Source organism: Chitinophaga varians (assembly GCF_014529945.1).
GTDB lineage: Bacteria > Bacteroidota > Bacteroidia > Chitinophagales > Chitinophagaceae > Chitinophaga > Chitinophaga varians.
This window is the reverse complement of record NZ_JACVFB010000001.1, coordinates 1,533,023-1,559,750: the sequence shown is the minus strand read 5'-3', so window position 1 is coordinate 1,559,750 and position 26,728 is coordinate 1,533,023. Positions and strand designations below refer to the sequence as shown.

Annotated in this window: 23 protein-coding genes; 14 read left to right on the top strand and 9 right to left on the bottom strand. The window is 51.0% G+C overall.

Annotated features, from left to right (window positions below; translation table 11 throughout):
* Window positions 1–164: 164 nt before the first annotated feature.
* Window positions 165–1,175: a WG repeat-containing protein gene (locus tag ICL55_RS05855; RefSeq protein WP_188095097.1), complete on the top strand. Its 1,011-nt coding sequence runs from the start codon at window positions 165–167 to the stop codon at window positions 1,173–1,175.
* A 1-nt stretch (window position 1,176) separates the two neighbouring features.
* Here ICL55_RS05855 and ICL55_RS05850 read toward each other — a convergent pair whose 3' ends face one another.
* The 3 genes from ICL55_RS05850 to ICL55_RS05840 all read right to left on the bottom strand — a co-directional run bounded on the left by ICL55_RS05850 (window position 1,177) and on the right by ICL55_RS05840 (window position 3,690).
* Window positions 1,177–2,076: a DUF6892 domain-containing protein gene (locus ICL55_RS05850; protein ID WP_188095096.1), complete on the bottom strand. Its 900-nt coding sequence runs from the start codon at window positions 2,074–2,076 to the stop codon at window positions 1,177–1,179.
* A gap of 64 nt (window positions 2,077–2,140) precedes the next feature.
* Complete coding sequence (locus ICL55_RS05845; protein WP_188095095.1) at window positions 2,141–2,587, bottom strand: SRPBCC family protein; 447 nt, start codon at window positions 2,585–2,587, stop codon at window positions 2,141–2,143.
* A 116-nt stretch (window positions 2,588–2,703) separates the two neighbouring features.
* A complete protein-coding gene (locus tag ICL55_RS05840; protein WP_188095094.1) occupies window positions 2,704–3,690 on the bottom strand; it encodes a helix-turn-helix transcriptional regulator in 987 nt (328 codons plus the stop codon).
* Between the two features lie 250 nt (window positions 3,691–3,940).
* On the opposite strand from ICL55_RS05840, the gene ICL55_RS05835 reads away from it, so the two are divergent.
* The 3 genes from ICL55_RS05835 to ICL55_RS05825 are packed head-to-tail and all read left to right on the top strand — an operon-like array spanning window position 3,941 to window position 8,585.
* The gene (locus tag ICL55_RS05835; protein ID WP_223151323.1) at window positions 3,941–6,289 is read left to right on the top strand and encodes a TonB-dependent receptor; all 2,349 of its coding nucleotides are present in this window, start codon (window positions 3,941–3,943) and stop codon (window positions 6,287–6,289) included.
* A gap of 47 nt (window positions 6,290–6,336) precedes the next feature.
* A complete protein-coding gene (locus ICL55_RS05830; protein ID WP_188095092.1) occupies window positions 6,337–7,503 on the top strand; it encodes a PepSY-associated TM helix domain-containing protein in 1,167 nt (388 codons plus the stop codon).
* Window positions 7,500–8,585: an alpha/beta hydrolase gene (locus ICL55_RS05825; RefSeq protein WP_188095091.1), complete on the top strand. Its 1,086-nt coding sequence runs from the start codon at window positions 7,500–7,502 to the stop codon at window positions 8,583–8,585. Before ICL55_RS05830 ends, ICL55_RS05825 begins: the two co-directional genes overlap by 4 nt.
* 10 nt (window positions 8,586–8,595) lie before the next feature.
* Here the strand turns inward: ICL55_RS05825 and ICL55_RS05820 are convergent, their stop codons facing one another.
* Together ICL55_RS05820 and ICL55_RS05815 are read right to left on the bottom strand one after the other, a co-directional pair.
* Window positions 8,596–9,267, bottom strand: coding sequence for a DUF4844 domain-containing protein (locus ICL55_RS05820; protein WP_188095090.1), 672 nt, complete (start codon window positions 9,265–9,267; stop codon window positions 8,596–8,598).
* 216 nt (window positions 9,268–9,483) lie between these two features.
* Window positions 9,484–11,880 carry an ABC transporter permease gene (locus tag ICL55_RS05815; RefSeq protein ID WP_188095089.1) on the bottom strand — a complete coding sequence of 799 codons (2,397 nt, stop codon included), beginning with the start codon at window positions 11,878–11,880 and terminating at the stop codon, window positions 9,484–9,486.
* A gap of 213 nt (window positions 11,881–12,093) precedes the next feature.
* Between ICL55_RS05815 and ICL55_RS05810 the strand changes: the two genes are divergently transcribed.
* The 6 genes from ICL55_RS05810 (at window position 12,094) to ICL55_RS05785 (ending at window position 17,197) form a co-directional block, all read left to right on the top strand.
* The gene (locus ICL55_RS05810) at window positions 12,094–12,645 is read left to right on the top strand and encodes a TetR/AcrR family transcriptional regulator (protein ID WP_188095088.1); all 552 of its coding nucleotides are present in this window, start codon (window positions 12,094–12,096) and stop codon (window positions 12,643–12,645) included.
* Between the two features lie 51 nt (window positions 12,646–12,696).
* Entirely contained in the window at window positions 12,697–13,098 is a 402-nt protein-coding gene (locus tag ICL55_RS05805) for a DUF302 domain-containing protein (protein ID WP_188095087.1), read from the top strand.
* Between the two features lie 81 nt (window positions 13,099–13,179).
* A complete protein-coding gene (locus tag ICL55_RS05800) occupies window positions 13,180–13,989 on the top strand; it encodes a GNAT family N-acetyltransferase (protein ID WP_188095086.1) in 810 nt (269 codons plus the stop codon).
* A 79-nt stretch (window positions 13,990–14,068) separates the two neighbouring features.
* Window positions 14,069–15,013 carry an alpha/beta fold hydrolase gene (locus ICL55_RS05795; protein ID WP_188095085.1) on the top strand — a complete coding sequence of 315 codons (945 nt, stop codon included), beginning with the start codon at window positions 14,069–14,071 and terminating at the stop codon, window positions 15,011–15,013.
* A gap of 85 nt (window positions 15,014–15,098) precedes the next feature.
* Window positions 15,099–16,244, top strand: a complete 1,146-nt coding sequence (locus ICL55_RS05790; protein ID WP_188095084.1) for an FAD-dependent monooxygenase — start codon at window positions 15,099–15,101, stop codon at window positions 16,242–16,244.
* 218 nt (window positions 16,245–16,462) lie between these two features.
* Entirely contained in the window at window positions 16,463–17,197 is a 735-nt protein-coding gene (locus tag ICL55_RS05785; protein WP_188095083.1) for a hypothetical protein, read from the top strand.
* Window positions 17,198–17,206: 9 nt separating this feature from the next.
* Here ICL55_RS05785 and ICL55_RS05780 read toward each other — a convergent pair whose 3' ends face one another.
* Complete coding sequence (locus ICL55_RS05780) at window positions 17,207–17,773, bottom strand: hypothetical protein (protein ID WP_188095082.1); 567 nt, start codon at window positions 17,771–17,773, stop codon at window positions 17,207–17,209.
* A 94-nt stretch (window positions 17,774–17,867) separates the two neighbouring features.
* On the opposite strand from ICL55_RS05780, the gene ICL55_RS05775 reads away from it, so the two are divergent.
* On the top strand, window positions 17,868–18,569 hold the full coding sequence (locus ICL55_RS05775) for a hypothetical protein (protein WP_188095081.1): 702 nt from the start codon (window positions 17,868–17,870) through the stop codon (window positions 18,567–18,569).
* Here the strand turns inward: ICL55_RS05775 and ICL55_RS05770 are convergent, their stop codons facing one another.
* From ICL55_RS05770 to ICL55_RS05760, 3 genes are all read right to left on the bottom strand, one after another.
* Window positions 18,570–20,051: a hypothetical protein gene (locus ICL55_RS05770; protein WP_188095080.1), complete on the bottom strand. Its 1,482-nt coding sequence runs from the start codon at window positions 20,049–20,051 to the stop codon at window positions 18,570–18,572.
* A gap of 80 nt (window positions 20,052–20,131) precedes the next feature.
* Window positions 20,132–20,689 carry an SMI1/KNR4 family protein gene (locus tag ICL55_RS05765; protein WP_188095079.1) on the bottom strand — a complete coding sequence of 186 codons (558 nt, stop codon included), beginning with the start codon at window positions 20,687–20,689 and terminating at the stop codon, window positions 20,132–20,134.
* A 57-nt stretch (window positions 20,690–20,746) separates the two neighbouring features.
* Entirely contained in the window at window positions 20,747–21,973 is a 1,227-nt protein-coding gene (locus ICL55_RS05760) for a thioredoxin family protein (RefSeq protein WP_188095078.1), read from the bottom strand.
* A gap of 156 nt (window positions 21,974–22,129) precedes the next feature.
* Between ICL55_RS05760 and ICL55_RS05755 the strand changes: the two genes are divergently transcribed.
* The 3 genes from ICL55_RS05755 to katG all read left to right on the top strand — a co-directional run bounded on the left by ICL55_RS05755 (window position 22,130) and on the right by katG (window position 26,718).
* Window positions 22,130–22,990, top strand: a complete 861-nt coding sequence (locus ICL55_RS05755) for an AraC family transcriptional regulator (protein WP_188095077.1) — start codon at window positions 22,130–22,132, stop codon at window positions 22,988–22,990.
* Window positions 22,991–23,064: 74 nt separating this feature from the next.
* Window positions 23,065–24,219 carry an FAD-dependent oxidoreductase gene (locus tag ICL55_RS05750; RefSeq protein ID WP_188095076.1) on the top strand — a complete coding sequence of 385 codons (1,155 nt, stop codon included), beginning with the start codon at window positions 23,065–23,067 and terminating at the stop codon, window positions 24,217–24,219.
* 228 nt (window positions 24,220–24,447) lie between these two features.
* Complete coding sequence (gene katG, locus ICL55_RS05745) at window positions 24,448–26,718, top strand: catalase/peroxidase HPI (protein WP_188095075.1); 2,271 nt, start codon at window positions 24,448–24,450, stop codon at window positions 26,716–26,718.
* The last annotated feature ends 10 nt before the right edge of the window (window positions 26,719–26,728 follow it).

Below are 26,728 nucleotides of genomic sequence, written 5' to 3'. Positions count from 1 at the left end.
TGTTTCGGCAGGAAGCCGGTGGCCCGTTTCATGGAAAAGGGGATCGTTATCTTCAGCTATATCATCGTCGAGGATTCAACCAATAAAAAATAGCCAAATAAAAAAATAATCGCAGAATGCACTTTTTTCTCTATTTTTTCAACTGAAAAACCAGAAAAAAGAAAATGAGAAAGCGTGTTGTGACCCTCGGCCTGCTATGTGCTACGGTAGCTGTTTGTGCCCAGAATAAACTGTATTACTTCCCGACAGCTGACAGTACTAAAGTCGGGGTAAAAAACGATCAGGGAAAGACGATCATTGCTGCGAAATTCTCCGGCGCTATCAACTATGATTTTGGGCAGCCTATTACCGGCCCCACAGTGGAGTTCTACGATGTATCTACCCCTGTAAAAACGCCCAAGCTATCGCCTGCTGTTCCCTGCGGCGAAGTATTTGACAGGAACGGAAAATTCCTTTATTATCCGCTGATGTACGACAATGGCCCTGACTACTGGGAAGAAGGGCTGCGCCGCTACGTGGAAAATGGCAAAGTAGGTTTTGCGGATAAAAGCGGGCACAAGATAATTCCGGCAAGGTGGGATTTCGTCAGTACCTTCAACTATGGCTATGCCATCGTGTATGAAGGCGGATGGCAAAAGAAATATGAACCAGGAGGAGAACACTGGTACATTTCGGCAGCATCCAACAAAGCTGTCAGCTATGTGATCAACAAAAAAGGAGAACGCGTAAACCCGGGTGCACAGCGGCATCCCAGGGATTATAAATACGAGGACCAATACTATCCCTACCCTTTTCACTACAATGCCATGGAGCAAAAAATCGTTGACAGCCTGCAACAGCTGGATGTGATCAACGATATTAATCTCGTGAACCATTATGAAGAGGGTCCCCGAAAAGACCACCTGTTACAGTTCGAAATAACGGAAAGGCCTACACCGGATTTCCCGTACTATACCGTGCAGGGCTATACGCAGCAAAGAAAGGAAGATGGGATGCAGTTCATCATCAGCAGCAACGGAAAAGACTATCAATATCAGCCCTGGTCGGCGGAAGAGCCGGTGCCCCTGCGGCAATGGATCATCACTGCACTAAAAGAATGCAAGGCTTTTCTGGAGGAACATGGGGATGCGCCTTTTCGGTTTGATGCGGACGCCCGGCTAAAACAATGGGAATAGCTCAGATCGATTCCACGGTAATACCTTTTTCTGCCAGCTGCGCCTGTATGTCCGCGAGGTTATCGGCATGAAAGAGATTCATCCGCTTCAGGTTGGGGAAATGTCTGACATCTTCAAAATCCCGGATATTGAAGGTGTCATCTTCCCCGTCCCAGAACCGCAACAGATGAAGGTATATATCATCTCCGCCATCCTGAGAGATCTCTGTAATCTCTGTAGCATATTTTTTATCAATCTCCAATGTTTCAAAGTAAGCAGTGACCTCCGGTATGAATTCGTATCCTTCTTCTTCCACATCTATTTCCCTGCCGGCATAATTCTTCACAAAATCATACAGGTCGAAAGCGGGCTTCAGCAGTTCTTTATTATACATCAATTCCTGTATCACCGCCAGCTTGAAGTTAAAATCCGTGAATTCGATTTTCTCGCCGGTGACAGGCTGGTATTTATATTTATCGGAGTATACTTTCGGTGTTGGTGGCTCATGCCGGCTGATAGCAACGCCTTTCAGCTGCTTGTCTTCCATATCTACCCATACATCTATATCGCCAATGGTCAGCGTGCCGCCTTCATCCCATTTATTGACCTTCCTGGCTGATTTTATATTTCTGTCGATGTAGGTCCGATAGTCTATTCCGTTGATGGTAAAGTGGCCCAGAAAAACCGAAGCCGGAGAAAAGTCCAGGAAACCGGATATATAGTCGAGCGTGAGACCTTCCACCTCACGGCCATTTTTAGCATAAGCCAGTACTCCCAGCGTATCCCAGGTATAGATATGATTGTATTTTTTTGACACATGCCGGGCCTCTCCCAACAGTGTTTTCAACTGTTCAATATCCAGTGGAAAGTGCATGTCCACACCGTTCAGGGCGAAGCGGTTATCAGTGATCGTTATCTCCATAATTGATATTTGTTCCTGTTAACAAACGGAAACGAATATCGTACTTTTTGTACATCTGCCAAGGCTATTCTTTCTTATGAGGCTGCCCTTTGCCGGTAGTGATCAGGCTGCGCAGGCTATTCAGGTACCGGCTCCAGGCATTGGAGCAGGCATCATAACATTCAATTTCCGGTAACAATCCATGATGAATAAACCGGAGCTCCGTCTGATCGTTTTTAGGGGTGATTTCAAAGCTGATGGTAGTGCCTGTCCATTCTTCCGGATCATGCCGGAGAAAGCTCAGCCGGCTATCAGTTATCAGCCACACCACTTTTTTGTCCGGCACTACTTCTGTCAACCGGTGTTTGCTGTAGTGGAGATCTTTGTAGCGGTAAACAAATTCATCCTGTGCGTGATGGGTATCACCTTCCAGTGTTTCTGACCACCAGCCCCGAACATTGTTGACCGCATTAAATACTTCATGAGGGGTCTGGTTTACCAGCATGGTCACCGTAAAATCAGCTTGGTTCATAGCATCGTGTATTTGGAGTTAAGGTAAAGATAACGATACAAAGGTACCCACAATGCCCGGTCTCCAACAGCTGTAAAATTGCCTTTTTTACGGGGTGATGCTGACAACAACTCCTTTCAACGTTTTAATTCACTCGGCAGGTAACCGAAGTGTTTTTTGAAAGCAGCGGTAAAGTGCTGCGGATTTTTATAGCCTACCATAAAGGAGATATCTGCGATGCTGGTCTGGCCTTCCAGCAGCTGTAGCCGGGCTTTCTCCATACGTACTTCATTCATATAACCAAATACTGTATTGCCGAACATTTCCTTGAAACCCTTCTTCAGTTTAAAATCGTTGAGACCGGCTTTAGTGGCCAGTTCGATGAGGGAACAGGGCTCCTGTAGGTTGTCTTCGATCAGCGACTTCACATGCAACAGTCTTTCGGCATCTCCGTTTCTCAGCACGGAGCGTGGTCCATCAGGTTCAGCGGCGCCCAGTTGCGCCAGCTGCATCAGCAACAGCTCCGTCACCTTCGCCTCCAGGTACACTTTTCTCAGGATATCCCCATAGGGACAGTGCAGGATTTCATAGATCACATTTCTCATCGTCGGCAGGATGGGCAGGCTTTTGTTGCCGATGAGTACCGGCTGGCCTTTTTGCAGCCCTTCACCGAAATCGCCCAGTGGCGCCAGCTCCGGCCCCATCATCCGTTCCAGAAAAGGCCGCATCAGTTTTATCTCCAGCGTAAAACGCCGGGTAGCGGTATATTGTAGTTTTCCTTTCACTTCCGGGAAAAAGAAGAGCTGGTGGCAACCATCGAAAATGGTCACGTTTCTGCTGCCTTTGTTGTTGCCGGTATATTCGGAAAAGCCTTTCAGCTCGAAATGCATTTTAAAGAAAGGGAAATCGTGACTGACTTCCAGCTCCAGTATTTTATCATGCCGGATATTACGGTGCTCGATGCAGATACCGTTGAGCAATATCTCCCGGGTAGTACCATGAAAGCCTTCCAGTCCAGTCTCATAGAGCGTTTCCGTGATTCCACCGGCTGCGGCGAAATTGTCCGGGAACTCCCGGACGATCATATTTTCCTTCCAGTCGCTGCTTCGTAAAATTGTTCTCATCCCACGATTCCTTTTTTTGTCATCAGGTGGTCAACTCCGTTCTGCGGCATTAAATACTCCGTTTCGCGTTACAGTCCCTTTACCGGGTGGCGTAACTTTGCCGACCAACCTGCAAATTTTTGTCAAACTTATTACGGGTGGCACAACCTGTACGCTCAAAAAGGGAATATTTCCGATCAATAAGGGAATTTCCTGTTTGGGTGCAGGCATTACTATGTATTATGACTAACAACTGTTCTATAAGATGAAGATGAGATTGAACCTATTTCTGTTGCTGGCACTGACCTCCCTTTTTTCCGCCGCACAGGCGCAGATCAGGCCGAAAGGCAGTATTGCCGGCATCGTAAAATCCAGTGACAACCAGCCCGCCGCTGATATCATTGTGTTGTTAAAAGGCACCCACCGCGGCACCGTTACCGATGACAAAGGCCGCTACCAGTTCGATAACCTCGCTGCCGGCGATTATATGCTGGAAGCGTGCTTCGCAGGCCTCAAACCTCAGCAGGTGAAGATTATACTACGTACAGGCGAAGACGTTACCGTTGAACCCATACGCCTGGAAGAGAGCACCCAGAAGCTACAGGAAGTAGTGGTGGTAGGCGCCGTGGAGAAATTCGCCAAAAAGAAAAGTGACGATGTGGCCCGTATGCCGCTGAAGAACCTGGAGAACCCACAGGTATATACCGTAGTGCCTAAGGAACTGCTGCAGGAGCAGCTGGCTGTAGACTTCCGGAGCGCCCTTGCCACTGCGCCCGGTGTCAGCAATGTCACGCTGGGCGTAGGCTCCGGCGGTGTAGGGCTGGGCATGCGTATGCGCGGCTTCAGCGGCTCCAACGCTGCCGGCGCTATCCGCAACGGTATGGCCACCAACTGGGTGTCTATGAGCGATCCGGTGAACCTTGAAAGCATTGAGGTGATCAAAGGCCCTTCTGCCACTCTGTTCGGCTCTTCGCTGGTCACCTATGGTGGTCTGGTGAACAGGATCACTAAAAAACCTTATGACTACTTTGGTGGCAACATCAGCTATACCGCCGGCAGCTGGGGCCTGAGCCGGGCTACCATCGACATCAACACCCCGCTGAACGCTGAAAAAGGGATGCTGCTGCGCGTAAATGCCGCGGTGGACGTTCAACGTACTTTCCAGGACTATGGCCGCAGCAACACACAGGTGATAGCCCCTGCTTTTACCTATAAAATCAATGACCGCCTGACACTGGACGTGGACTTTGAATACTTCCGCACCAAACGCAACTCCACCTATATCGGATTGGGCAACCCCGGTCCCCTCAAAGCAAAAAGCCTCGATGAGCTGGGCCTCGACTTCAACTACTCCTATACCAGCAATGACCTGCAAAGTGAAGCCAAAACCTTCAACGCCTTTGCCAAAGCTACTTACAGGATCTCTGACAAATGGGTATTACAGACCTTGTTCTCTTATGCCAATACCGACAACAATACCAACTACCTGTTTCTGCTGATCAATACCGATTCCACCATGCAACGGCGGACAATGTACATCCCGAGCATCTTTGGTGTTAATCAGATACAGCAGAACTTTACCGGTGATTTCAACATCGGCCGTATGCGCAACCGGTTGCTGGCAGGACTTGACTTCACCCAGATCACCACCACAGACAACCGGTGGATGATCAACTTCTATGATACGGTGAAAATAAACCGCCCGCCGGCTTTCATCAACCTGGAAAAATACCGTCAGCGTATTGCCAATATGCCGGCGCCTAATACCGTGGGCAGAAGGAACCAAAAAACTTACAGCGCCTACGTATCTGATGTATTGAACATTACCCCGCAACTGATAGCCATGGCCAGCGTACGGGTAGACCGATTTGAAAGTGAATACGACGACTACGGCCAAACGGCAGTATCTCCCAAATTCGGCCTGATCTATCAGGTAGTAAAAGATAAAGTTTCCCTTTTCGGTAACTACATGAACGGCTTTACCAACGTGCCTCCCGGCACCATCGCAGAAAAGCCGGCAGAAAAAACCACGTTCAAACCGGAACATGCCAACCAACTGGAAGGTGGTGTTAAAGTAGAATTACTACAGGGCAAACTCTCCGGCACTGCCAGCTACTATAACATCCGGGTACAGGATAAGCTGCGCCAGGACCCTCACAACCCCACCTACTCCATACAGGACGGCACACAGGAAAGCCAGGGCTTTGAAGCTGATCTGATCGCCAACCCGGAGAAGGGACTGCATATTATCTTCGGCTACGGCTACAACGAAAGCAAATTCACCCGCGCCGCCGCCAATATCGATGGCAAACGCCCCGCTTCCACGCCTGCCCATGTCGGCAACCTATGGATCAGTTATACCGTTCCCCATGGTAAGGTAAAAGGACTGGGTGCAGGCTTCGGTGGCAATACCCAGAGCGATTGTTATCTGAACGATACCAATACGTTTACCGCCAACGGTTTCACAAAATTTGACGCCACGGTATTTTATGATCGGCCCAAATACAGGCTGGGACTGAAGCTAAACAACGTCACCGACAAACATTACTGGACCACCGATTTCTGGGCCAATCAACAGCCTACCCGTCACCTGCTGGCCAACGCTGTATTTAAATTCTGATCATCCCGGGGGCTAAAGCCCCGGGCTACGAACTTTTTACCTGTAATATGAATACCAAAAACAACAAAAAATCATGGCTGGCAAGGTTGAACAGCTGGCTGCATCTGTGGCTGGGCATCTCGTCCGGCATTATCGTAGTGATAGTGGCGCTTACCGGCACCCTGTTCGTTTTCTGCGATGATATCATCGACGCGCTGGCCGGCAAAGCCCTGCATGTGGAGGTCATCAAAGAAAAAAAACTGACGCCTGAAACACTGGTGGCAGTGTTCCACCAGGAGCATCCTGACCTGAAAGCCTTTAGTTTCCAGGCTTACAAAGATCCGTCCCGCTCCTCCCGCATCGGGGCGGCGGATAAAGACGGCCATTTCAATTTCACCTGGATAGACCCTTATACCGGCAAATGCCTGACCACCAGCGGCGCTTATTATTTCTTTTATGTGGTGGCCCATGTGCATAGCGGCGAAATGCCATTCGGCAAAACCGGCAACCTTATCGTACAAATCGCCACCTGGATATTTTTAATAGAGCTGGTCACCGGATTGATCCTGTGGTGGCCCGTTAAATGGACACCCGCTACGCGGCAACAGTCTTTCCGCATCAAGTGGAAGGCCAGCTTCAGGCGGGTGAACTACGACCTGCATAATGTGCCCGGCTTTTACAGTCTCCTGCCTGCCCTGATGCTGACCGTCACCGGCCTGATCATCGTGAATGATACCGTAAAACGCTCCACGCACCAGTTGCTCGGCAGCCAACCCGATGCGTTTAAAATGATGCGCAAAAAAGCACTGCCTTTTGACAGCGCCCGGCCATTTGTAGCGCTGCACACCATCCTGGACGACTTGCTGCAGGCGCCGGATGCCGAGCAGGTACGCCTGTCTATCCCTAAAGACAGCGCCACCACGCTCTTCGCCATGTCTGGCCGCGAACTGGGCCTCAAAGCCCTCGATGGCCGGATGATGATGATAGACCGCTACAGCGGCCGGGAGATGACGTTTCCATCCGTTATCCATCGCAGCCTTGCCGTAGACGGCATGAACATGAACCTGCATATCGGCTTCTGGGCGGGATGGCTGGGTAAAATACTCACGGCCATAGCAGGACTGATCTGCGCCACCCTTCCCGTCACCGGATTCCTGATATGGTGGGGCCGCCGGAACAAAAAGAAAAAACGTGTAACCCATCCCGTTAATACCGCTATCACTCAATCATCATGAGAAAATTATATTGTCTGCTCTTCGGACTGCTATATGCGATGACTTCCGCCGCACAGGGGAACGTCTCCATCGGTAAAAAATATTCGCTGCCTTCTGTGATCCTTGGCGAAAAAAGAGATTACTGGATATATCTGCCCCCGGGTTATGACGATACTACGTATGCTCCTGCCCGTTACCCGGTCGTGTACCTGTTGGATGGTGATGCCAATTTCCATTCCTTCACCGGCATTCAGGAAATATTGGCGCAGGGGCCGTATGCCAGCATACCGCAAATGATCGTGGTAGGCATCCTCAATACAGACCGTACCCGCGATCTGACACCATCACCGGCGGGCCGGAAAGCTTATTACGACCCGAAAGCCACGCTCTATGCCAACAGCGGCGGCAATGAACGGTTTATCGCTTTTCTGCAGAAGGAATTACGGCCACATATAGACTCCGCCTATCGTACTTCCGGTTACAATATTTTACAGGGCCACTCTTTCGGCGGGCTCACGGCCGTTAACCTGCTCTTGCATCACACCCGGCTGTTCAACGCCTATGTGGTCATTGATCCCAGTCTCTGGTGGGACCAGCAGCTGATGTTACGGCAGGCAGACAGTATCCTTCCCCGGAAAGATTTTACCGGTACGAACATCTACGTAGCGATGGCCCACAAGGTAGTGGTACCGCAGGATACCACCACCGACCATCCCATGGCCATCCGTGCGTTTTCGCAACAGTTACAGCGGCGGCAGCCGCAGGGGCTGCGGTGGCAATTTCATTATTATCCCGAAGATGATCATGGGACCGTGCCGTTACCGGCCGCATTCGATGCGTTGAAGTTTATTTTCAGCGGACATCAGGTGCATGTAAAACAGGCCGTGCAAGACCCTTCCCTGATCACAAAACATTATGCGGAACTTTCAGCGAGGCTGGGCTTTACGTTTAAGCCTACAGAACGTTACCTCGACTGGTTGGGGAGCTATTGTCTGCGTATAGGCAGGACCGATCAGGCGGCCGCTATTTTCCGGATGGCTGCGGACCTATACCCGCAAAGTAAACATACCATGGAGCAGTTAACAAAAACCAGGCAACGATGAGGCATTGGCTTCATCGTTGTCTGAAATACTTAATTTGTTCCAGTCTGATATTAGCTTGTTCTTCAGTGAACTCATGTCGGGGCAAACTTTCCACCTGATGGAAACCGTTGCAACGAAGTTCTTTCACATCCGGCCCGATAGAAAACAGGTTGTATTCCCTGCAGGAGTTGCATTGAATAATCCACCAGTCCGTATCCGGCACACCGTGCCGTTTCTCCAGTACGAGCGCCTCCAGCGACTGGCCGCAACCCGTACAGGTTTGCGATCGGACTTCCAGGACCTCCTCTTCTTTCTTTCCCCTGAAAAAATCCACCACTTTCATCATAGTGATGAAAAAACTGCCGTAGCGCCATTTATTCAGGTCATCTTTCAGGTCAACTCTCACAATACCTGCCAGCTCATAAAAAGTATCACAGATGAAATCACGGTCTTCCGTATCAAAAACATCTTTGTTCAGCATTTTAAGTGCATCTTTCAACAGCTTTTTGTACTCTTTTTCGGTAGCATCTTGTCTGGCTGCCACCATCAGCTGGTCGGCGAAATGATTAAAGAACCGTTCCAGACCGTCGCGTATTTCGTCATCAGAAGGGTTCAAACCTCTGTCCCTGTATGCGGAATAAGAAAATTTGCCACGCTCTTTAAAATTAGACAGGGCGGTAATAAGGAATGGTTGCGTGTTCATGGCTGCAGATTGTTCCGCCAAGATAACTTATTACCACCAACTTTCGTGATTTAATGTGATGAAAAACGGCGCTGTGGTTTATCATAGTGTTATCTAGTGTTAACGGGCAGGCAAAAGCGTCCATCAATTTTCCCGGATACCCGCAGAGCGTCCGGTTTTCACCCAATAGCTCCTCACTGTGACCAATATACGTCCCGGGTTGTTACCCTTGGATGACTATTCCGTTTTCAATGATTTTATCGGGTTCATTAAAGCCGCTTTCACCGACTGATAACTCACCGTCAGCAATGCAATGATCAGCGCCAGCAAACCTGCCAGCGCCAGCATCCACCATTGTATTTGTATGCGGTATACAAAATCTTCCAGCCATTTGTCCATGATATACCAGGCCACGGGTACTGCGATGATAAAGCCGACGAATACCAGTTTGATGTAATCTTTACTTAAGAGGCCAACGATATTGGTCACCGTAGCGCCCAGCACTTTCCGCACACCGATTTCTTTCCGCCGTTGTTCCGTGGTATACGCCGCCAGTCCGAATAATCCGAGCGATGCGATCAGGATGGCCAATATCGTAAACCCACCAAACATTTTACCCAGGCGAGTTTCTTTTTTATACAGTTGATCGAAATGATCATCCAAAAACTGGTATTCAAACGGATAGGGCGTGTATCGTTTGATCGCCTTTTCAAACAGTGCGATGGTGCCTTGCAGATCTTCCGGCCGTATGCGGGCAGATATGTATCCGGTAGGCGTTTGGTCGAGCGTCAATACCAGTGGTCCGGGCACATGATGAATGGAATTAAAATGGAAGTCATGCACCACGCCGATAATCGTTCTTCTGCCGTGGCCATCGGAATAATCAAATCCTTTCGCGAGGGCTTCTTCCGGCGTCCAGCCGAGGGCTTTGGCAGCCGTTTCATTGATCAGGGCAATTGGTGCGCCGAGCGTATCGGTACCGAAATCACGTGAGAAACCGCGGCCGGCAACAGTAGTTAGTCCATATACGTTCAGAAAATCGTAGTCGATGCCCGTTGTGCGGCTGGCCAGTCTCTCCCCATTGCTGCCGGGCCAGTTGAGCATGGCCTGGTTGGTAATAAAACCGGTAGGGAGATACAGTGAATAACTCATGGACAAGATGCCGGGGTGACTGAGCAATTCCTTGCGGATCGTGCTGTAGTTGCGGCTCACTGCTTCATCGCTTACCCGGACGGCCAACACCTGTTCCCGGTTATACCCCAGGTTCTGATGCTGTACCAGTTGCATCTGCCGGTAAATGATAAAGCTTCCTGCCACCAGCACGATAGATACCGCATATTGCCCTACAATCAGCGCCCGTTGCAGGGAAAAACTGCCGGCGCGGATACCCTGTTTGCCTTTAAGCACCTGTGCCGGCCGCAATGCCGTCATCAGGAACGCCGGATAGCTGCCGGACAACAGGCTGACCAGCAACACCAGTAGCAGCAGGCCTGGCACCAGGAAAGGATTACCGATATAATCCATATGGAGGGAGCGGTCCATCAGCTGACTGAAAAACGGCAGCAACAGATGCGCCAGTCCCAATGCCAGCACCAGGGCCAGCGTTGTCATGATCAGGGACTCCCCGAGGAACTGCATCATCAGTTGACCGCGCATAGCGCCTGCCACCTTGCGCATCCCTATCTCCTGCGCCCTGCGGGCAGAGCGGGCCACTGCCAGGTTAGTATAGTTTACACAGGCCAGCAGCAGGATAATAAAGCCGATGGCCAGAAACAGGTACACATATTTATCGCTGCCACTTTGCTCAAACTCCAGTGTGTCGAGGTGTTGTGATTGCAGGTGAATGGTTTTCAGCGGCTGTAGCAGAAACCGAAGGCGGTCTTCCGGCCGCCAGCGCGACAGATGTTCATCGATGTAGGCATCCAGTTTTTGTTTGAGCTGCGGCGCATCGGCAGGATTGGCCAGCATGGCATAGGTGTAGATGCCGTTGTTCATCCAGGGGTCTTTCACCGAACAATCCAGGTAGTGAGGATCGGCGGTAACGGGAAGGATATACTGAAACTGCAGATGGGAAGTGGCTGGCACATCGGCCAGTATACCCGTCACCGTATGTGGCTGGTCGTGCTGATAGAGCAATGTTTTTCCCATGGCGTCTGCCGTGCCGAAGATCCTGCGCGCCATGGAGGCCGTGAGCACAATGCCGTTGGGCGTTTTCAGCGCCGTGGCAGGGTCGCCCTGCAAGAACGGGAACGTGAATATCTGCAGGAATGCAGTATCGGCGAAGATGCCCTGCTCGCGGAAATGGCGGTCGCCTACACTCAGCAGCGGATTGTTGGCCGGTTCTACCGTGGTAGCCGCCTTTACTTCGGGAAACTCCCGCTGTAGTGCGCCTGCCAGTGCAGGGGAAGTGGTGGCCCAGTAGTCCTGCCCTTTGGAAACAGGCCGTTGCTGTATCACCCTAACGATCCCGTCTGCATTGGCATGAAAACGGTCGAATGCCCATTCATGCTGCACAAACAGCAGTATCAGGATAAAACAGGCCAGCCCGATGGCCAGGCCGAAGATATTGATAAAGGAATATCCCGGGTTGCGTAACAGGTTACGCCAGGCGATCTTGAAATAATTCCTTAACATGGCGGTGATCATTTAAGCTATGAGGCAACAAGAATGCTGCCGCTTCCTGAAAATACACTATTAACGCCGCTTTGCAGCATTCCCGGGGCAAAATGCCTGTCCACATATGAACGACTGTTGTCCGGAACCGGACAACCAGACAGCCGATCCGATGTCAAAAATCATTATAGACAAAACTGTCTATAATAAAAAATAGCTTTAATTTTGATGATTATGGCCAGACCAGGAAATCCAAAAGAAAAATTGTTGACCACCGCTGCCCGGTTGTTTTTTGAGCAGGGGTATCAGGCTACGGGCATCAACCAGATACTGGAGGAAGCCGGCGTGGCAAAAGCCAGCCTGTATACACATTTTGGTTCCCGGGAAGCATTGGCGCTGGCTTATCTCAAGGAGGCGCGTACTGCCTGGTTCCGTGCTTTCACGACGGTCGTGGAGAAAGAAAAGAAACCGGTTGGCAGACTGCTGGCGATTTTCAGTTTTCTGGAAGAGAGCTTGCCTGCCCATGATTTCCGGGGATGCCGCTTTATCAATATGCAGGCTGAACTGGCGGGAGAAAGTCCGGTCCTGCATGCACAGATCAAAGCGCATAAGCAGCAGCTCCGACGTTACATCCGCCGGCTGGCCACCGATGCCGGCAAACCGTCCCTCACCGGTGATACGGCCTATCTGCTGTTTGAAAGCGCCATCGTGGAAAGCATGGTCCACCGCGACCTGTGGCCGGTAAAAACAGCGGTTAAACAGTTGAAAGCATTACTATCTGCCTAATTTTTTTCCACCCATAACAGACAAGTTTGTCTATAATTATTTTTTTGAGAGATGAAAAACGACTATCATACCCTGTTGCTCGACCAGCCGTTCGACACCATACTGGCGGCCGCTAAGGCGGCCATCACAGACAATGGCTGGCTCTTATTGCACGAAATCAATCCCCAACAGATACTCGCAGGACAGGGCTATCACCTGCCCGCCACCCGGCAGCTGTTTTTCTTTCACCCCTCCTATCTGCACGCCCTGTGGGAACAGGATGCCGCGGCGGTGATGGAGGCGCCGCTGAAACTATTGTTACAGGAGTTGTCCCCGCAACAAACAGCAGTGCGGTATTTTGATATAGATCATCACTTTGAAGGATACACGGCCCATATCAGCAGCATCGTCGCCGCCATTAAAACAAAGCAGGCTGCCTTGCTGGCACAGCTACAGGCAGTCTCCTCCAGTTGACCGGACTACCCTGCTTCTTGGCATCGGACTACGTTCGCCGGTATATTTATCCGTATACTTGCATGAATCAGTATTGAGACCATGACACCATTAGACCCAACCGCGTACCCTCAGCTGTTAGCCTCGCTGAAGGCCGCGCCCATCAATACCCTTTTCGCACAGGCAGTAGTGGATGGAAAGGTTAACGGGAAAGTATATACGGACCATGCCACCCATCCCACTACGTACTACATTGTGCATCCCTATGGTATGTCGCTGTTGTGGGGAGACAGTAGCGATGAGGCGTTTCTCCGGCAACTGAAAGACTATGTGGACAATACGCAAGGGCAACGGCCCGGCGAGGAATGGCTACAGGCCTTCCCTGTCAGCTGGGACCCGGTGCTGGACAAGCTTTTCAGAGATGAACAGCAGCAGCCGGTGGCACATGTGGAGCGGGACACCCGGCTTAATCTCACATTCAACGCCGACAAATACCGCGAGCAGCGCAAACAAGTGCCCGCGGAGGCGCCCATACAGATCACCACGGTGAGCCATGCAGCCTTTGACAACATGACCGGCACCGTTATCCCTACTCACTTCTGGAACAGCGCCGACGAGTTTGTCAGCCAAAGTATTGGCTACAGCGTGTATTACAATAATACCCTCGCTTCCCTCGCCTTCGCCGCTTTTATCGATCATGAAGTGCTGGAAATAGGCATCGAAACCTGTGCCGCCTTCCGGGGGAAAGGACTGGCTTATCATTCCTGTGCCGCACTGATCGACTATTGCCTTGAAAGAGGCCTGGAGCCCATATGGGCCTGCCGCGGCAGCAATGCCGGCTCGCGCAAACTGGCACAGCAACTGGGTTTTGAGGTCTCCCGGGAACTACCTTATTATAAGTTGTTGTTATAATACGCTATCAAAAGAGATGGTCGCCCGCAGAACTTTTTACTTCTGTTAACTGTTCTGACAGGTGACCATTTTCTTTTGTATGAAACACATCCTTCTGGCTATCCTACTGCTTTCGTACAGTAGGATTACATCTGCACAGCACCTGCTTGATGATGAGGATACGCTCCGGATTGGAGGTATACGTCAGGTCATTTCCGTCAAAGGCAATGCGGAGGGCCCGCTGTTACTGTTTCTGCATGGAGGACCGGGCGAGTCGCGTATACCGCAGATGGAGAAGATCACCCATGCCTTGCAGCCATATGCCATCATCGTCATGTGGGACCAGCGGGAGACCGGCAAAACCCTGGCGGTAAATCGTGCACCCCTGCCCGTTACCCTGCAACAGGTAGAACAGGATACCGACGAACTGGTAAAGGTACTGCTGCAGCGGTTCCGGCGGCAAAAACTGTATCTCATGGGTGAATCGTGGGGTACCATATTGGGGTTCCATACGGCAGCCTCTCATCCGGAATGGCTGGAGGGACTGCTGGTGGTATGCCCGGTCATCAACCAACAGCCCAGCGAACAATTGGCACTGCAAAAAATGAAAGTATGGGCAAAAGAAAATAAGCATGCGGTCGCCCTGCGGGAATTGAATACCGTGAAAATCCCCTTCACCAATAGTGATCAGCTTTATTATTCCCGGAAATGGATGCATGCCATGGACGGAGAACCCTACGCTGATACCACGATGGTGCGGTCTTATTTCGCCACCTGGTCGAAAATCTGGCTGGCGCCCTGGAACGAAGCCGCCAGGCAGAATCTGCCGGTCACCCTGCCCCGTCTCCGTTGCCCCGTCTATTTCTTCCTGGGCGGAAAAGATTATCAGACCAATGCACAAATCTCCAAAAGCTACTATCAAAAGCTGATAGCTCCCCGCAAACAGTTGTACTGGTTTAAAGACGCCACCCATATGGTCATGATCTCGGAGGCAGACAGCATACAAAAGATCATACTGGATGATATATGGAAGACTTCCCGGTAAAATAACTATCTCCTGACAATATAAAATTCAACCCTGATGTGCTATTTTCAAAAAAATTAGTACATTTGACCTAAATTTATATTTTATGAAAGCAATCATCATCGGTGGCGGCATAGGCGGCCTCACGACCGCTATTGCCTTGCAGGAACAGGGTTGGAACTATGAGATATATGAAGCGGCACCCGAATATAAAGCGGTGGGCGCCGGCCTTCTGCTGGGGGCCAATGCCATGAAAGTATATCAGCGGCTGGGCATAGCAGACGCATTGATACCACAGGGCGGACACCTGGAACGGTTGTACATAAAAGATTATAAAGGGAATGTTTTGCAGCAGATCGACAACGACCTGCTCCAGCAGCAGTATGGCTCCCGCAGTCTGCCCATACACCGGGCCACCCTTCAGGCCGCCTTGCTGGGGTATCTGGACGAGCCGGTGAGGACGGGGAAAAAATGCATCGCAGTAACAGAGACATCAGAAGGCATTATCGCCCGGTTTGAAGATGGCAGCGAAGCCAAAGGAGACATCCTCATTGCGGCAGACGGCATACGGTCAGCCGTGCGTGAGCATTACATCGGCAGCCAGGGCTATCGTTACTCCGGACAAACCTGCTGGCGCACCACCGTTAACATGACGCTGCCGGAGGCTGAACGGATCGTCACCTCTGAAGTGTGGGGCCGCGGCAAAGGTATCAGGGCTTCGTTTATGCATGTGGGTGGCGACCAGGTATATTTCTGGTTCACCAAAAGGCTTCCGGAAGGTATTCCGCTGACAAATGAAGAGGCATTGGCCCTGATCCAACGGGAGCTGGCAAATTTCAGCGGACATATGAAAGCCGTAGTGGCCCGCATCAATCCATCCCAACTGATACGGTCCGATCTTTACGACCTCGCCCCTACGAAGAATTGGCACAAAGGACGGGTGGTGCTGCTGGGTGACGCCGCACATGCTACCACACCCAATCTGGGCCAGGGCGCCAGTCAGGCTATTGAAGACGCCTACGTGCTGGCCGACTGCCTTTCCCTCCACTATGATCATGAGACCGCTTTCCGGCACTATGTGACCCGGCGGATGGCGCGCGCCCATAAGATCGTGCGTATATCCTGGCAGATGGCGCTGCTCACCAACTGGGAAGGAGGCATAGCCGTGGGACTCAGAAACTTTATGGTGCGTAATATGCCGGCCAGCGCCACCAAACGTCAACTGGACTTTTTATACAATATTGAACTGTAAATTTCCAGGTCGCCGGTATCGGTATTGCATAGCAGGATGATGGTGTTGTGGTCGTCCACACACCGCAGCAGACTACTGTTGAAGCCATTCATACTTCCATAAAAGCTTAAGGATCTTTTCCTGCAATACCTGTTCCCCATGATTATTTCACACATGAGAACTTAGGGTTTTCTCTTATTTGGTAACTTGCTATTCCAACAACTCCCAACCCTTGCCACATGAAAATAACAACGCTCCTCACCGCTCTCTCCATCGGATATTTTCCGGTAGTGGCGCAATCCACCAAACTGTTTGAGATCATACAGACGAATGTCCCGGATACTTCCCGTCAAAAAAGTACCAAAGACTTTTCCGGAAAAACCCGCTACTTCTTTGAAGATGAAGATTACGTAGTGAACAAAACGTGCAGTGGGGAATGGGGTGGCACGGTTTATTTCAGGAACAGAAAAACGGGGATGACATATGTTTGTGAGGCCACTTGTCCAGTGATCATCCATAAATTGAATGGAAAATACCTGGTTTCCTGCACACTCAAACACCTTTCCGGTTCATCCAGTGTAATTCAGATCGACCATCCAGACTCCCTTCAGGTATATACCAGGCCGGTAAAAGGCAAACGGGGGTTAATATCGGTGCGGGACGCCGAGTCAGCCTCCCGAAAAGGATGTATTACTTTACTGGAAGCCGGCCGTATCATTATACTCGTCAGCTTTCCTTATAAGGGTCGGTTGTACCACATCACCACAGACGATGCGCATACCTATGTATCTAAGATTGAAGACGGACGGTTTGTGCACCTGGACGTTGTTTCCGACAAAAGCCTATCGACGTTTGACGGTGGTGTTATCACAACCAAAGATGATCATTACATCGTCTTTTTCCATGAAAATATCCGGAAAGGTTATCTGGACATATCCGGCAACAGAATTGAGGTGAACACTTATCCGGAATGATCAATGAGGTTATCGGGGTAAGTAATAGTCCTTTTGGTGGCAATGTTTTTCACCCGCAGTGAGGATATCATCCCATGCCTGCCCTTTAGCATAAATTGATATCCATTCGGTACCGTTGGAAGCCGAAAAACAGATGGCAATGTTTCCGGCTTCTGCCTCCTCCCCACACTTTTTTACGGCACTCAGCGTATTGCCGGAATTAGGCGTATCGTTGAAAGACGGCCTGTAAGTATGTGGAAATAAGTCATTAAAATCTACCGCATCGGGTTTCAGCACAATGATGATGGAACCCCGTGTCCAGGTTCTCGCATTCCATAAGTATGCATGTCCGGTAAGACAGTCTTTGGAGGTATCCAACCGGAATTTTCCCTTATCACTTATCAGGATATCCGCATTGGCCTTATATAATTCGCTGTCCTTTTTTATGCCAAAAACCAGGGCGTACAGGCAGTTTTCCAGTAGCGGCCGGATCACCGTCTCATGTCCCGGCATCGGCTCCGTTTCTTCATAGTCGTGGTACAACGCTCCCGGCGGAATAAACTCTACAGACAACGGCCTGAAATATGCTGTTCCCATCTTATTTTGTTTGTCAATTATCTTTTTATCTATATTAGATCATCCCAAATACTCGACTATGCGTTTCTGTGTTTTCTGTAAAAACCTTCTGGTGATGATAATCCTGTTATACAGCCTTACCGGTTGCAAAAACAAACAGGCGAGCGCTCCTGCATCAGCAAAACAGGAGGCTATTCCCACCAGCCTGTACATAGACCATGACACCATCCTGACCACCATCAACCACGATACGCTTCGCCTTACGACAGAAGTGTATAATACCGTTGCTGATTATTTCCCGTCCCTGCTTTCCCCATCCTATGCCACGCATCCGGACGTACTATATCTCTCCGGGACCGGCAGCACCGGTGTATTTGAAAGCGAAGCCGGTCGGGATTATTTCTGCGAAGTTTATTATTTTTTTATGATGCAGCAAAAAAAGGCCATCGCACAAAATGGGACCCGGCTGCAATTACAGAAACTATTTTCTGCGATCAATGACCTGGAAGGCAGACTACACTGTGGTGGTACTTACTTCGGCCATCGACAGGGCAGGCTTCCAGCTTATGCAGTATATGCCGCCTACTACTATCCCGAGTACCAGACGGAAAAGACTTATGACATCACGCCACAAAAACGTCATTATATAGCGATGCTGCGGCAAATGACAGCAGACGAGATCACAGAAGATGATTGTATTGGCGCAGAACGACGGGCTATATCGGAGCAGCTGGCCAACATCGACAAACTGATCACCAGCAAGTTCTATCTCCGGGAATGCCTGACCTTCCAAAACGGGGGGTACGATTTTGAATAACTATTTACCGCATTCAAATGTCTTCCACAGCTGGTCCATCTGTTGCCATACCGTATGGCCGGCCGGTCTGGGCGACAGCTCCACGAACAACGCCTTCCGTTGGGCCGCTGCGCAGTCTTTTACATGTAGGGCAACGTGTAGCCGTATCGGTTGTACGCCCATATAGTCCAGCATATCAATTTCGCCAATGAACGTTTGTGCATCACCGGGCGTACTTTTTATCGGTGTCAGTTGCACCTTCACCGGCACTACTTTATCTGCCGGTATCCGTCGGGGACCGATATTACGGCCGACCAGTCCTTCATAATATGCTTTTAGATAAGATTCAAGGGTGGCTTTGTCCAGTTGTGGCTTTCCTTCCAGCCACCACAGAAAGCAGTAGCTCCAGTACGCTTCACTTTTCTGATCTCCCCAGCCTGGCAAAAAGCGCAGGTCTTCATATCCCTGGTATTGAATGGCCGGCGCGAAGTCGATGGGAAATTTCATCCTTTCCACCGCCCATCCCGTGGGTGTTCCCAGCTGATAGTTGCCTGGCACATTTTCCGGCAGGAAGCGCAGTTTACGCCGCACCCATTGCACCAGTTCTGTTTCATCCACAATAGACCAGGAATGTGGATTGCGTTCGCCATTAGCATTGCGACCGGGATATTTAGCCTGCATGAGTTCAGCTTCTTCATTGCCTTGCTGCTGCAGGCGGCTGATCATTTCAGAAGCCGCCGCGGCATTGACATCATAGAGGCTGTTACGTCTTTCTTTGATTTGCCAGGCCATGTCCAGGTCGTGGTAGCTTCTTACTGCCACGTGTTGCAGGAAACGCTCGTTGCCCGGCGCATCGCTGCCCATATAGAACGGGGAAATGGCCACGTAACGCGGCAGACTGCCGGGCAATTCCCCCAACTGGTCGGCCAGCATCTTTTTGACCATCTTTCCCTCATTGGTGCTCCTGGCACTGAAGTCTCTTTTGATGAATTTATCGTATCGCTGTAACAGATCAGGCATGTCTACCGGGCCATCCACAGAAAACACCGCTTGTGGCTGCACCGGAAATGAGGCCGGCTTCTCCCGGCACAATTCCGTATACCGCAAGGCCAGCGAGCCACCAGCTGAAAACCCACCTATCACAAACCGATTCGGGTCTGCCTTGTACCGTTGTATGACATCTTTCAACACCGCGTTGAGCCGTTGCTGCAACTCCTCCGACAACACTAAATTTTGCCCGCCACCTACCGCGATGGTCAATATATCGTTGGTCCAGGCGATGTTTTGTAATTTACTATTGGCAAACACCGCTTCCGGAGGATCATTGAAACCAGGCATCAGCACCATAACGCCCTGGATCTGACGGGACGCGGGCTGCAATGCGATATAGTAACCTGTGGAAGAAGCGGCGGAATCTACCACCACCGGCTCAAACTGCTGGGAAAAAGCTGAAACAGAGAGACAACAAAACAGGGTCACGCAGCGGGTAAAACGTGCAGGCATAAACGAGGATTTGTATCCAAGTTAATGCGCCGTCTTTTAAAAGAATGTTAAATCCTCCCCTGCCAGACAACCTCGCCTGTCTATTCTGCATAAAACCTTTTGGGATAACCTTCTATAAAATATTCCAACGTAAAGAAGTCGTCAAAAGAAGCCGGGGCTGTTTCCTCATAATATTGATTGACGACCTGTAAAAAGCCCTCCAGGTCAGGAGCGATCACGTTCCGGTCGCTATCTCTGTGCCAGAACTCCACCAGCTGTCCTTTTGTGCCCGTGAAAACGCCACCGGTATCGTAACAAATATAATCGCCGCCACCGTTATGAAAAATGGGAATCCAGGCTGCATGCCACCAGTTCTCCACGTCAAAATCAAAGCCAATCATGCCGGTCATTTCTTTTGCGACTTCCAATGCCTCCTGCAACGGCAGGAAACCGGAGTTATTGACAAACGCTTCGTAGCAGTCATCTCGTTGTCCGTTCTTCCACTGATAAAGGGTTTTGAGGTCTTCGGGCAATGTAATGGCATATGACTTTTCCAGTGCGGCTATCGCTTCTTCTGTCAGCGGGGCATTCAGGTGCGTGTAAAATTCCGGTCTCAATTGTGACAGGTATTGATCCAGTGTGGTTAACTGTTTTTGCATGGTGGTGGTATTTTGCATTAAAGCGTTATTCGGTTATCCGCAAGATAAGTCTTTCGATCATTTCTTTTTCTCCTCCAATTCCTTTATCAAATCTATAAATGGTTTTGTACCCGGCATCAACGCTTCACACCGTTTGGCCCACAGCAGGGCATCTGTCAATGCTTTGTTTTCAGACGATGGCAACAGCACAAAGGCTTTCGCGGCGGTATACAGCTGCTCGCTGATTTCTCTGGAATAAATTTCGGTGATGATTTTTCTCTCTTCCGCGAAGCCGGGAATTTTTGTACTGTCCTTCTCCCCTGTTAAAAAAGGCTGCATGATTTTATCATAGCGCCGTTTGTCTTCAGCACGAGCAGCATCTGTTGAAACCGCATAAGGGCGCGCTGCCATGATATAACCCGCTTTCTTTAGCAGCTGGTAGTCTCTGATCTGGCTGCTATACACAAGATCAAGGCGGTTAAGAAAAGCTTGTTGACCCTCCTGCAGCCCCGACAGCTGTCGCCCGAATGCCAGCAGCGCATTATATTCCAGCAGCCGCTTCTCCTTTAACGCCAGGCCGGCGCCGTTTCTCACCAGCTTTTCAAAGAGGCGACCGGATACTTTTGCTTTGGCGGTATCACTTAACTGATGATAGTGATTCATCAGGTATACGACCGTCGCGGTGTGTGTTCCGTTGACATGCCGGGCGAAGAAGAGCAGCGTACTGTCATCTTCCAGCACCGGTGCAGGGATGGTTTTAAAATAAGCGTCCAGCACTTCACTGTTGTCGAGATCTGCTTCCGCGAGGCGACGGAGATAATCCCTCAGGAACTGCGGGCTGCGGTCCCCTTCGGCGAACAGCTTTTCCAGATTGCCCGGATTGTGCTTGTCTGCGCCGGCCTTTACCGCCACATCGGCCAATCCGATGAAAGGCGCCTTCTCTCTTTCGCCCGTCACTTTGTGTACAACATAACCGCCACTGTTGAGGAACAAAAAAGTCGGATAGGCGCCCACGTTATACCTGCGGGATAGCTCCACGCCCTCTCCTTTTTCAGCATCCAGCTTATAGGCAATAAAATGAGCGGCATATTTCCGGGCTACCGTTGTGTCGGTAAACACTTCCCTGTCCATGTACTTGCAGGGGCCGCACCATTCAGTATATACATCCACAAATATCATTTTCTGCTGTCGGGTCGCCTCTTCCTGTACTTCCTTCCAGGAACCGTTAAAGAAAGATATGCCGTTTTGTGCCCGTGTAAGTTGGGCGGTAAAGATCAGGGTACAAAAGAAGATCAACTTTTTCATCGTCCGGAGGGTATTATGGTGGAATCGCCGGTAAATATAGAAAAAACAGGGAAAGGAAGAAATGTGGGGAAGTTTCTTTCTGCCCAGGCGTATGCGAGGTATCGGATCCGCTTATCAACAAAAAAAACAGATCTTGCACTTATAAAACGTTGGACGATGGGGCGCAAAAAAACGGTCATACCCATACATACACTGGAAACAGCCCATGGGGAAGGGATTGCCATACGCCAGCTGCGGGCCGCCAGTGCGGGAGATATTTATCAGCCGGAGGCCCACCGGGATGATCACTACCTTTTTCTGCTGGTAGAAAGTGGCCGTTGCCGCTTTATGATCGACTTTGAACAGTATGATATCAAACAGGGAGAAGTTATCTACGTATATCCGGGACAGGTACATGCCTGTGTACATGCAGATCACGTACAGGCGATCGCGTTATCCCTCGCACCGGAGCTGATACCGGCTGTTTACAGCAGCGCGCTGGAAGCGGTGAATGGCATGCAGCAGCCGACCTCCCCGGATACAGCTGCAACCGGCCTGCTACTCCAGGGGCTGCGATTGCTGGAGCAACTGCTGGAACAACCGGCAGACCTGCCTTTCCGTCAACAGATGCTCAACGGCGGCATCGACATCTGCACCGGTATTTTCACCGGAGTTTACCAAAACAGTAAACCGGCCGGCCATCATAGCAGCAGGCCGGAGACCATCATGCGCCAGTTCAGGGCTTTGCTGGTCAACAACTATCTTACCTTAAGGACACCTTCCGCCTATGCGGCAGCATTGCATATTTCCGCTACTTACCTCAGCGAAACCGTGACCGCCCAGTCGGGCTTTACCGTCAACCACTGGATACATGAGCAGCTGATGCTGGAAGCCAGGCGCCGCCTGTACCATACGGATGATACCATCAAAGAAATTGCGCATGGACTGGGATATGAGGACCACGCTTACTTCTCGCGGTTGTTCCGGAAAAAAACAGGCATCACCCCGCAGCAGTTTCGCGCGCAATCCCGAAAATAGTACCAGGCATCCCGGCGTTTGTCCATTTTTTGCGAGCCGTTAGTACAGGAGCTTTGCAGGCAAAACGTACAACCATGGCAATGAAAGTAATCATCGCAGGAGCCGGCCTTGGTGGCCTGTGCCTGGCTCAGGGCTTAAAAAAAGCGGGAATAGATTTTACCGTATATGAAAAAGATGCTGCGTTCAATAGCAGAACGCAGGGCTACCGCATCCGGATAGACTATTCCGGTCAGGAGTCGCTGTCCACCTGCCTCCCGGCCGATTTGTATGCCGCCTTTGAAAATACGGCTGCCGTGCCGGCGCCGGTGTATACCCTCGATACGCGCATGCAGGCGCTGGACAACAAATGGGTAGACCAATGGATAAAAGATGAAAGGGAGATACCTGCCGATCTGAAGGCCGACCGTCATACCCTGCGGCGGGTGCTGATCAGCGGTATTGAACAACAGGTGATTTTCGACAGAGACCTCACAGGATACAGCGTACAGCCTGACCAGACGATACAATGTTTTTTTGCCGATGGGGAGACCGTCACCGCAGATTTGCTGGTGATAGCCAATGGCGCCGCTTCAGCGCTCACCGCCAGCTGTTTTCCCGGCACCGGTTTACATGACACCGGCAATGTGTGCATCTATGGTAAAGTGCAGTGGGACGAGCAACGCCGGCAGCTGCTTCAACAGGGCACCAGTGTCATTTTCGGGGAAAATATCGCCGGTATCATTGACGTGATGGAATTCAACCGGATCAGTGACGCAGCGGTGACGCCACCGGAAGATTACCTCTACTGGGCGCTGATTGGGCAGCGCAGCAGTTTCGGGTTACAGCAGGACCAGTCACTGAGGTTATCTGTTCCTGCGCTGCAGCAGGCTATCGGGCAGGCCACCGAGGCGTTTCCCGCCGCATTAAGTCCCTTGTTCAGCGGTGCAGCCGTTACTGCCAGCGCTATTGTTCCCGTACGGCATTCCGTGCAGGGCCGGCGGGCAGATAACGCACCGGTGACGGTCATGGGCGACGCCATTCATACCATGAGCCCAGCAGCAGGACTGGGCGCCAATACCGCTTTACGGGATGCTGCCGCGCTGACAGCACACCTGAAAAAAACGATCGACAGTGGATTGTCACTGATGGAAACATTAAGAAATTATGAAGATCAGATGCTGACTTATAGCGCAGCAGCCATCGCTGCTTCCAAAAAAGGCAGTGCTTTACTTTACAACAGCGGGGAATAAACTGAAATTTAGTATATTAGAAGTAGCACCCGGAAACCGTGACGTTGAGCAGTGTACCGCTGATGTATATAGATGATCCACCACCGACAGCTTGTCCGTACGAATAGGTTTTGACTATTAGATTATAGAACTAATTGATTTTTCCTATATCCCTGTTGCCCTTACTTTTACAATCCGCACCAATACCGGTGCAAGCACATATTCCTTCCATACCCAAAATTGAAACAAATGGAAAATGAAGTAAAAGACATCAGTAAATGCCCATTTCATAATGGCACAATGAAGCACAATGTTGGCGGTGGTGGCACCAGAAACCCTGACTGGTGGCCCAATCAATTGAAAGTAAGTATACTCCGTCAAAACTCGTCTTTATCTGATCCGATGGATAAGGATTTTGACTATGCCGAAGCTTTCAAAAGCCTTGACCTGGAAGCTGTAAAAAAAGACCTTCATGCGCTGATGACCGATTCTCAGGATTGGTGGCCGGCAGATTTTGGCCACTATGGTCCATTGTTCATTCGTATGGCATGGCATAGTGCCGGCACCTATCGTGTGGGTGATGGTCGCGGCGGCGCAGGCGCGGGGCTGCAACGATTTGCGCCCCTGAACAGCTGGCCCGACAACGTGAGCCTCGATAAGGCCCGCAGACTGCTGTGGCCTATCAAACAGAAATACGGCCGTAAACTTTCATGGGCCGACCTGCTGATCCTGACCGGCAATGTGGCCCTGGAATCCATGGGCTTTAAAACATTTGGTTTTGCCGGCGGCCGTGAAGATGCATGGGAACCGGATGAATCCGTATACTGGGGCTCAGAAAGGACCTGGCTGGGTGGCGATATCCGCTATGCTCACGGCTCTCCCGGCGTAGTAGAAAACCACGGCGTAACAGTGACAGACGAAAACCCTGATGGAGACATCCACTCACGTAATCTCGAAAAACCGCTGGCAGCCGTTCAGATGGGGCTTATCTATGTGAACCCGGAAGGACCTGACGGCAATCCTGACCCGATCGCAGCCGCCAAAGATATCCGTGATACCTTCGGCCGTATGGCGATGGATGACGAAGAAACTGTTGCCCTCATTGCCGGTGGCCACAGCTTCGGTAAAACCCACGGCGCCGCTCCTGCCACCAACGTAGGCAAAGAGCCGGAAGCCGCCGATATGGAATTACAGGGCCTTGGCTGGGCTAACAGCCATGGCACCGGTAAAGGCGCAGATGCCATCACCAGCGGACTGGAAGTCATCTGGACCAAAACACCTACCCAGTGGAGCAATAACTTCTTCGAAAACCTGTTTGCCTACGAATGGCAACTTACCAAAAGCCCGGCCGGCGCACATCAGTGGGTGGCTAAAAATGCCGACAGCATCATCCCCGACGCTTATGACGGTCAAAAAAAGCACCGCCCCACGATGCTGACCACCGACCTTTCCCTGCGCTTTGATCCGGCTTATGAGAAGATATCCAGGCGTTTTCTGGAACATCCGGACCAGTTTGCAGATGCTTTCGCGCGGGCATGGTTTAAACTGACCCATCGTGATATGGGCCCTCGCAGTCGCTACCTCGGCGCCGACGTACCAGCAGAGGTATTGCTTTGGCAAGACCCTATTCCGGCAGTGGACCACCCGCTGATCGATGAGCAGGATATCGCCGCCTTAAAGACAAAAATCCTGGCTTCCGGCCTCACCGTATCGGAACTGGTGTCCACCGCGTGGGCGGCCGCGTCTACCTTCCGTGGTTCCGACAAACGCGGCGGCGCCAACGGCGCCCGTATACGGCTCGCACCTCAAAGATACTGGCAGGTCAACAATCCATCTCAACTGGAAAAAGTGTTGGGCAAGCTGGAAGGCATTCAGCAAGAATTCAACAGTGGCGGTAAAAAAGTTTCGCTGGCCGACCTGATCGTACTGGCCGGTGGCGCAGGCATCGAAAAAGCAGCTAAAGATGCGGGACAGGCAGTGACCGTACCCTTTACGCCCGGCCGTATGGACGCCTCCCAGGACCAGACCGACGTGGAATCAGTAGGCTTCCTGGAACCACTGGCAGACGGCTTCCGCAACTACCGCAAAGCTAAAATCCCGGTATCCACCGAAGAGCTGCTGATCGATAAAGCACAGCTGCTCACCCTCACCGCGCCGGAACTGACCGTGCTGCTGGGTGGCCTGCGCGTGCTGGAGATCAACTATGACGGTTCCAAACACGGCGTCTTCACCACACGCCCTGGTCAGCTGACCAACGATTTCTTCGTGAACCTGCTCGATATGGGAACAGCGTGGAAAGCTACCGGTCCGGATAAAGAAATATACGAAGGCACCGACCGCAGCACCGGAAAAACAAAATGGACCGGCACCCGCGCAGACCTGGTATTCGGCGCCAACGCTGAACTGAGGGCCGTTGCAGAAGTATATGGCAGCGCAGATGCGCAGGCTAAATTTGTGAAAGATTTTGTGGCCACGTGGACCAAAGTGATGAACCTCGACCGGTTCGACTTACACAGATAATCGTCTTATA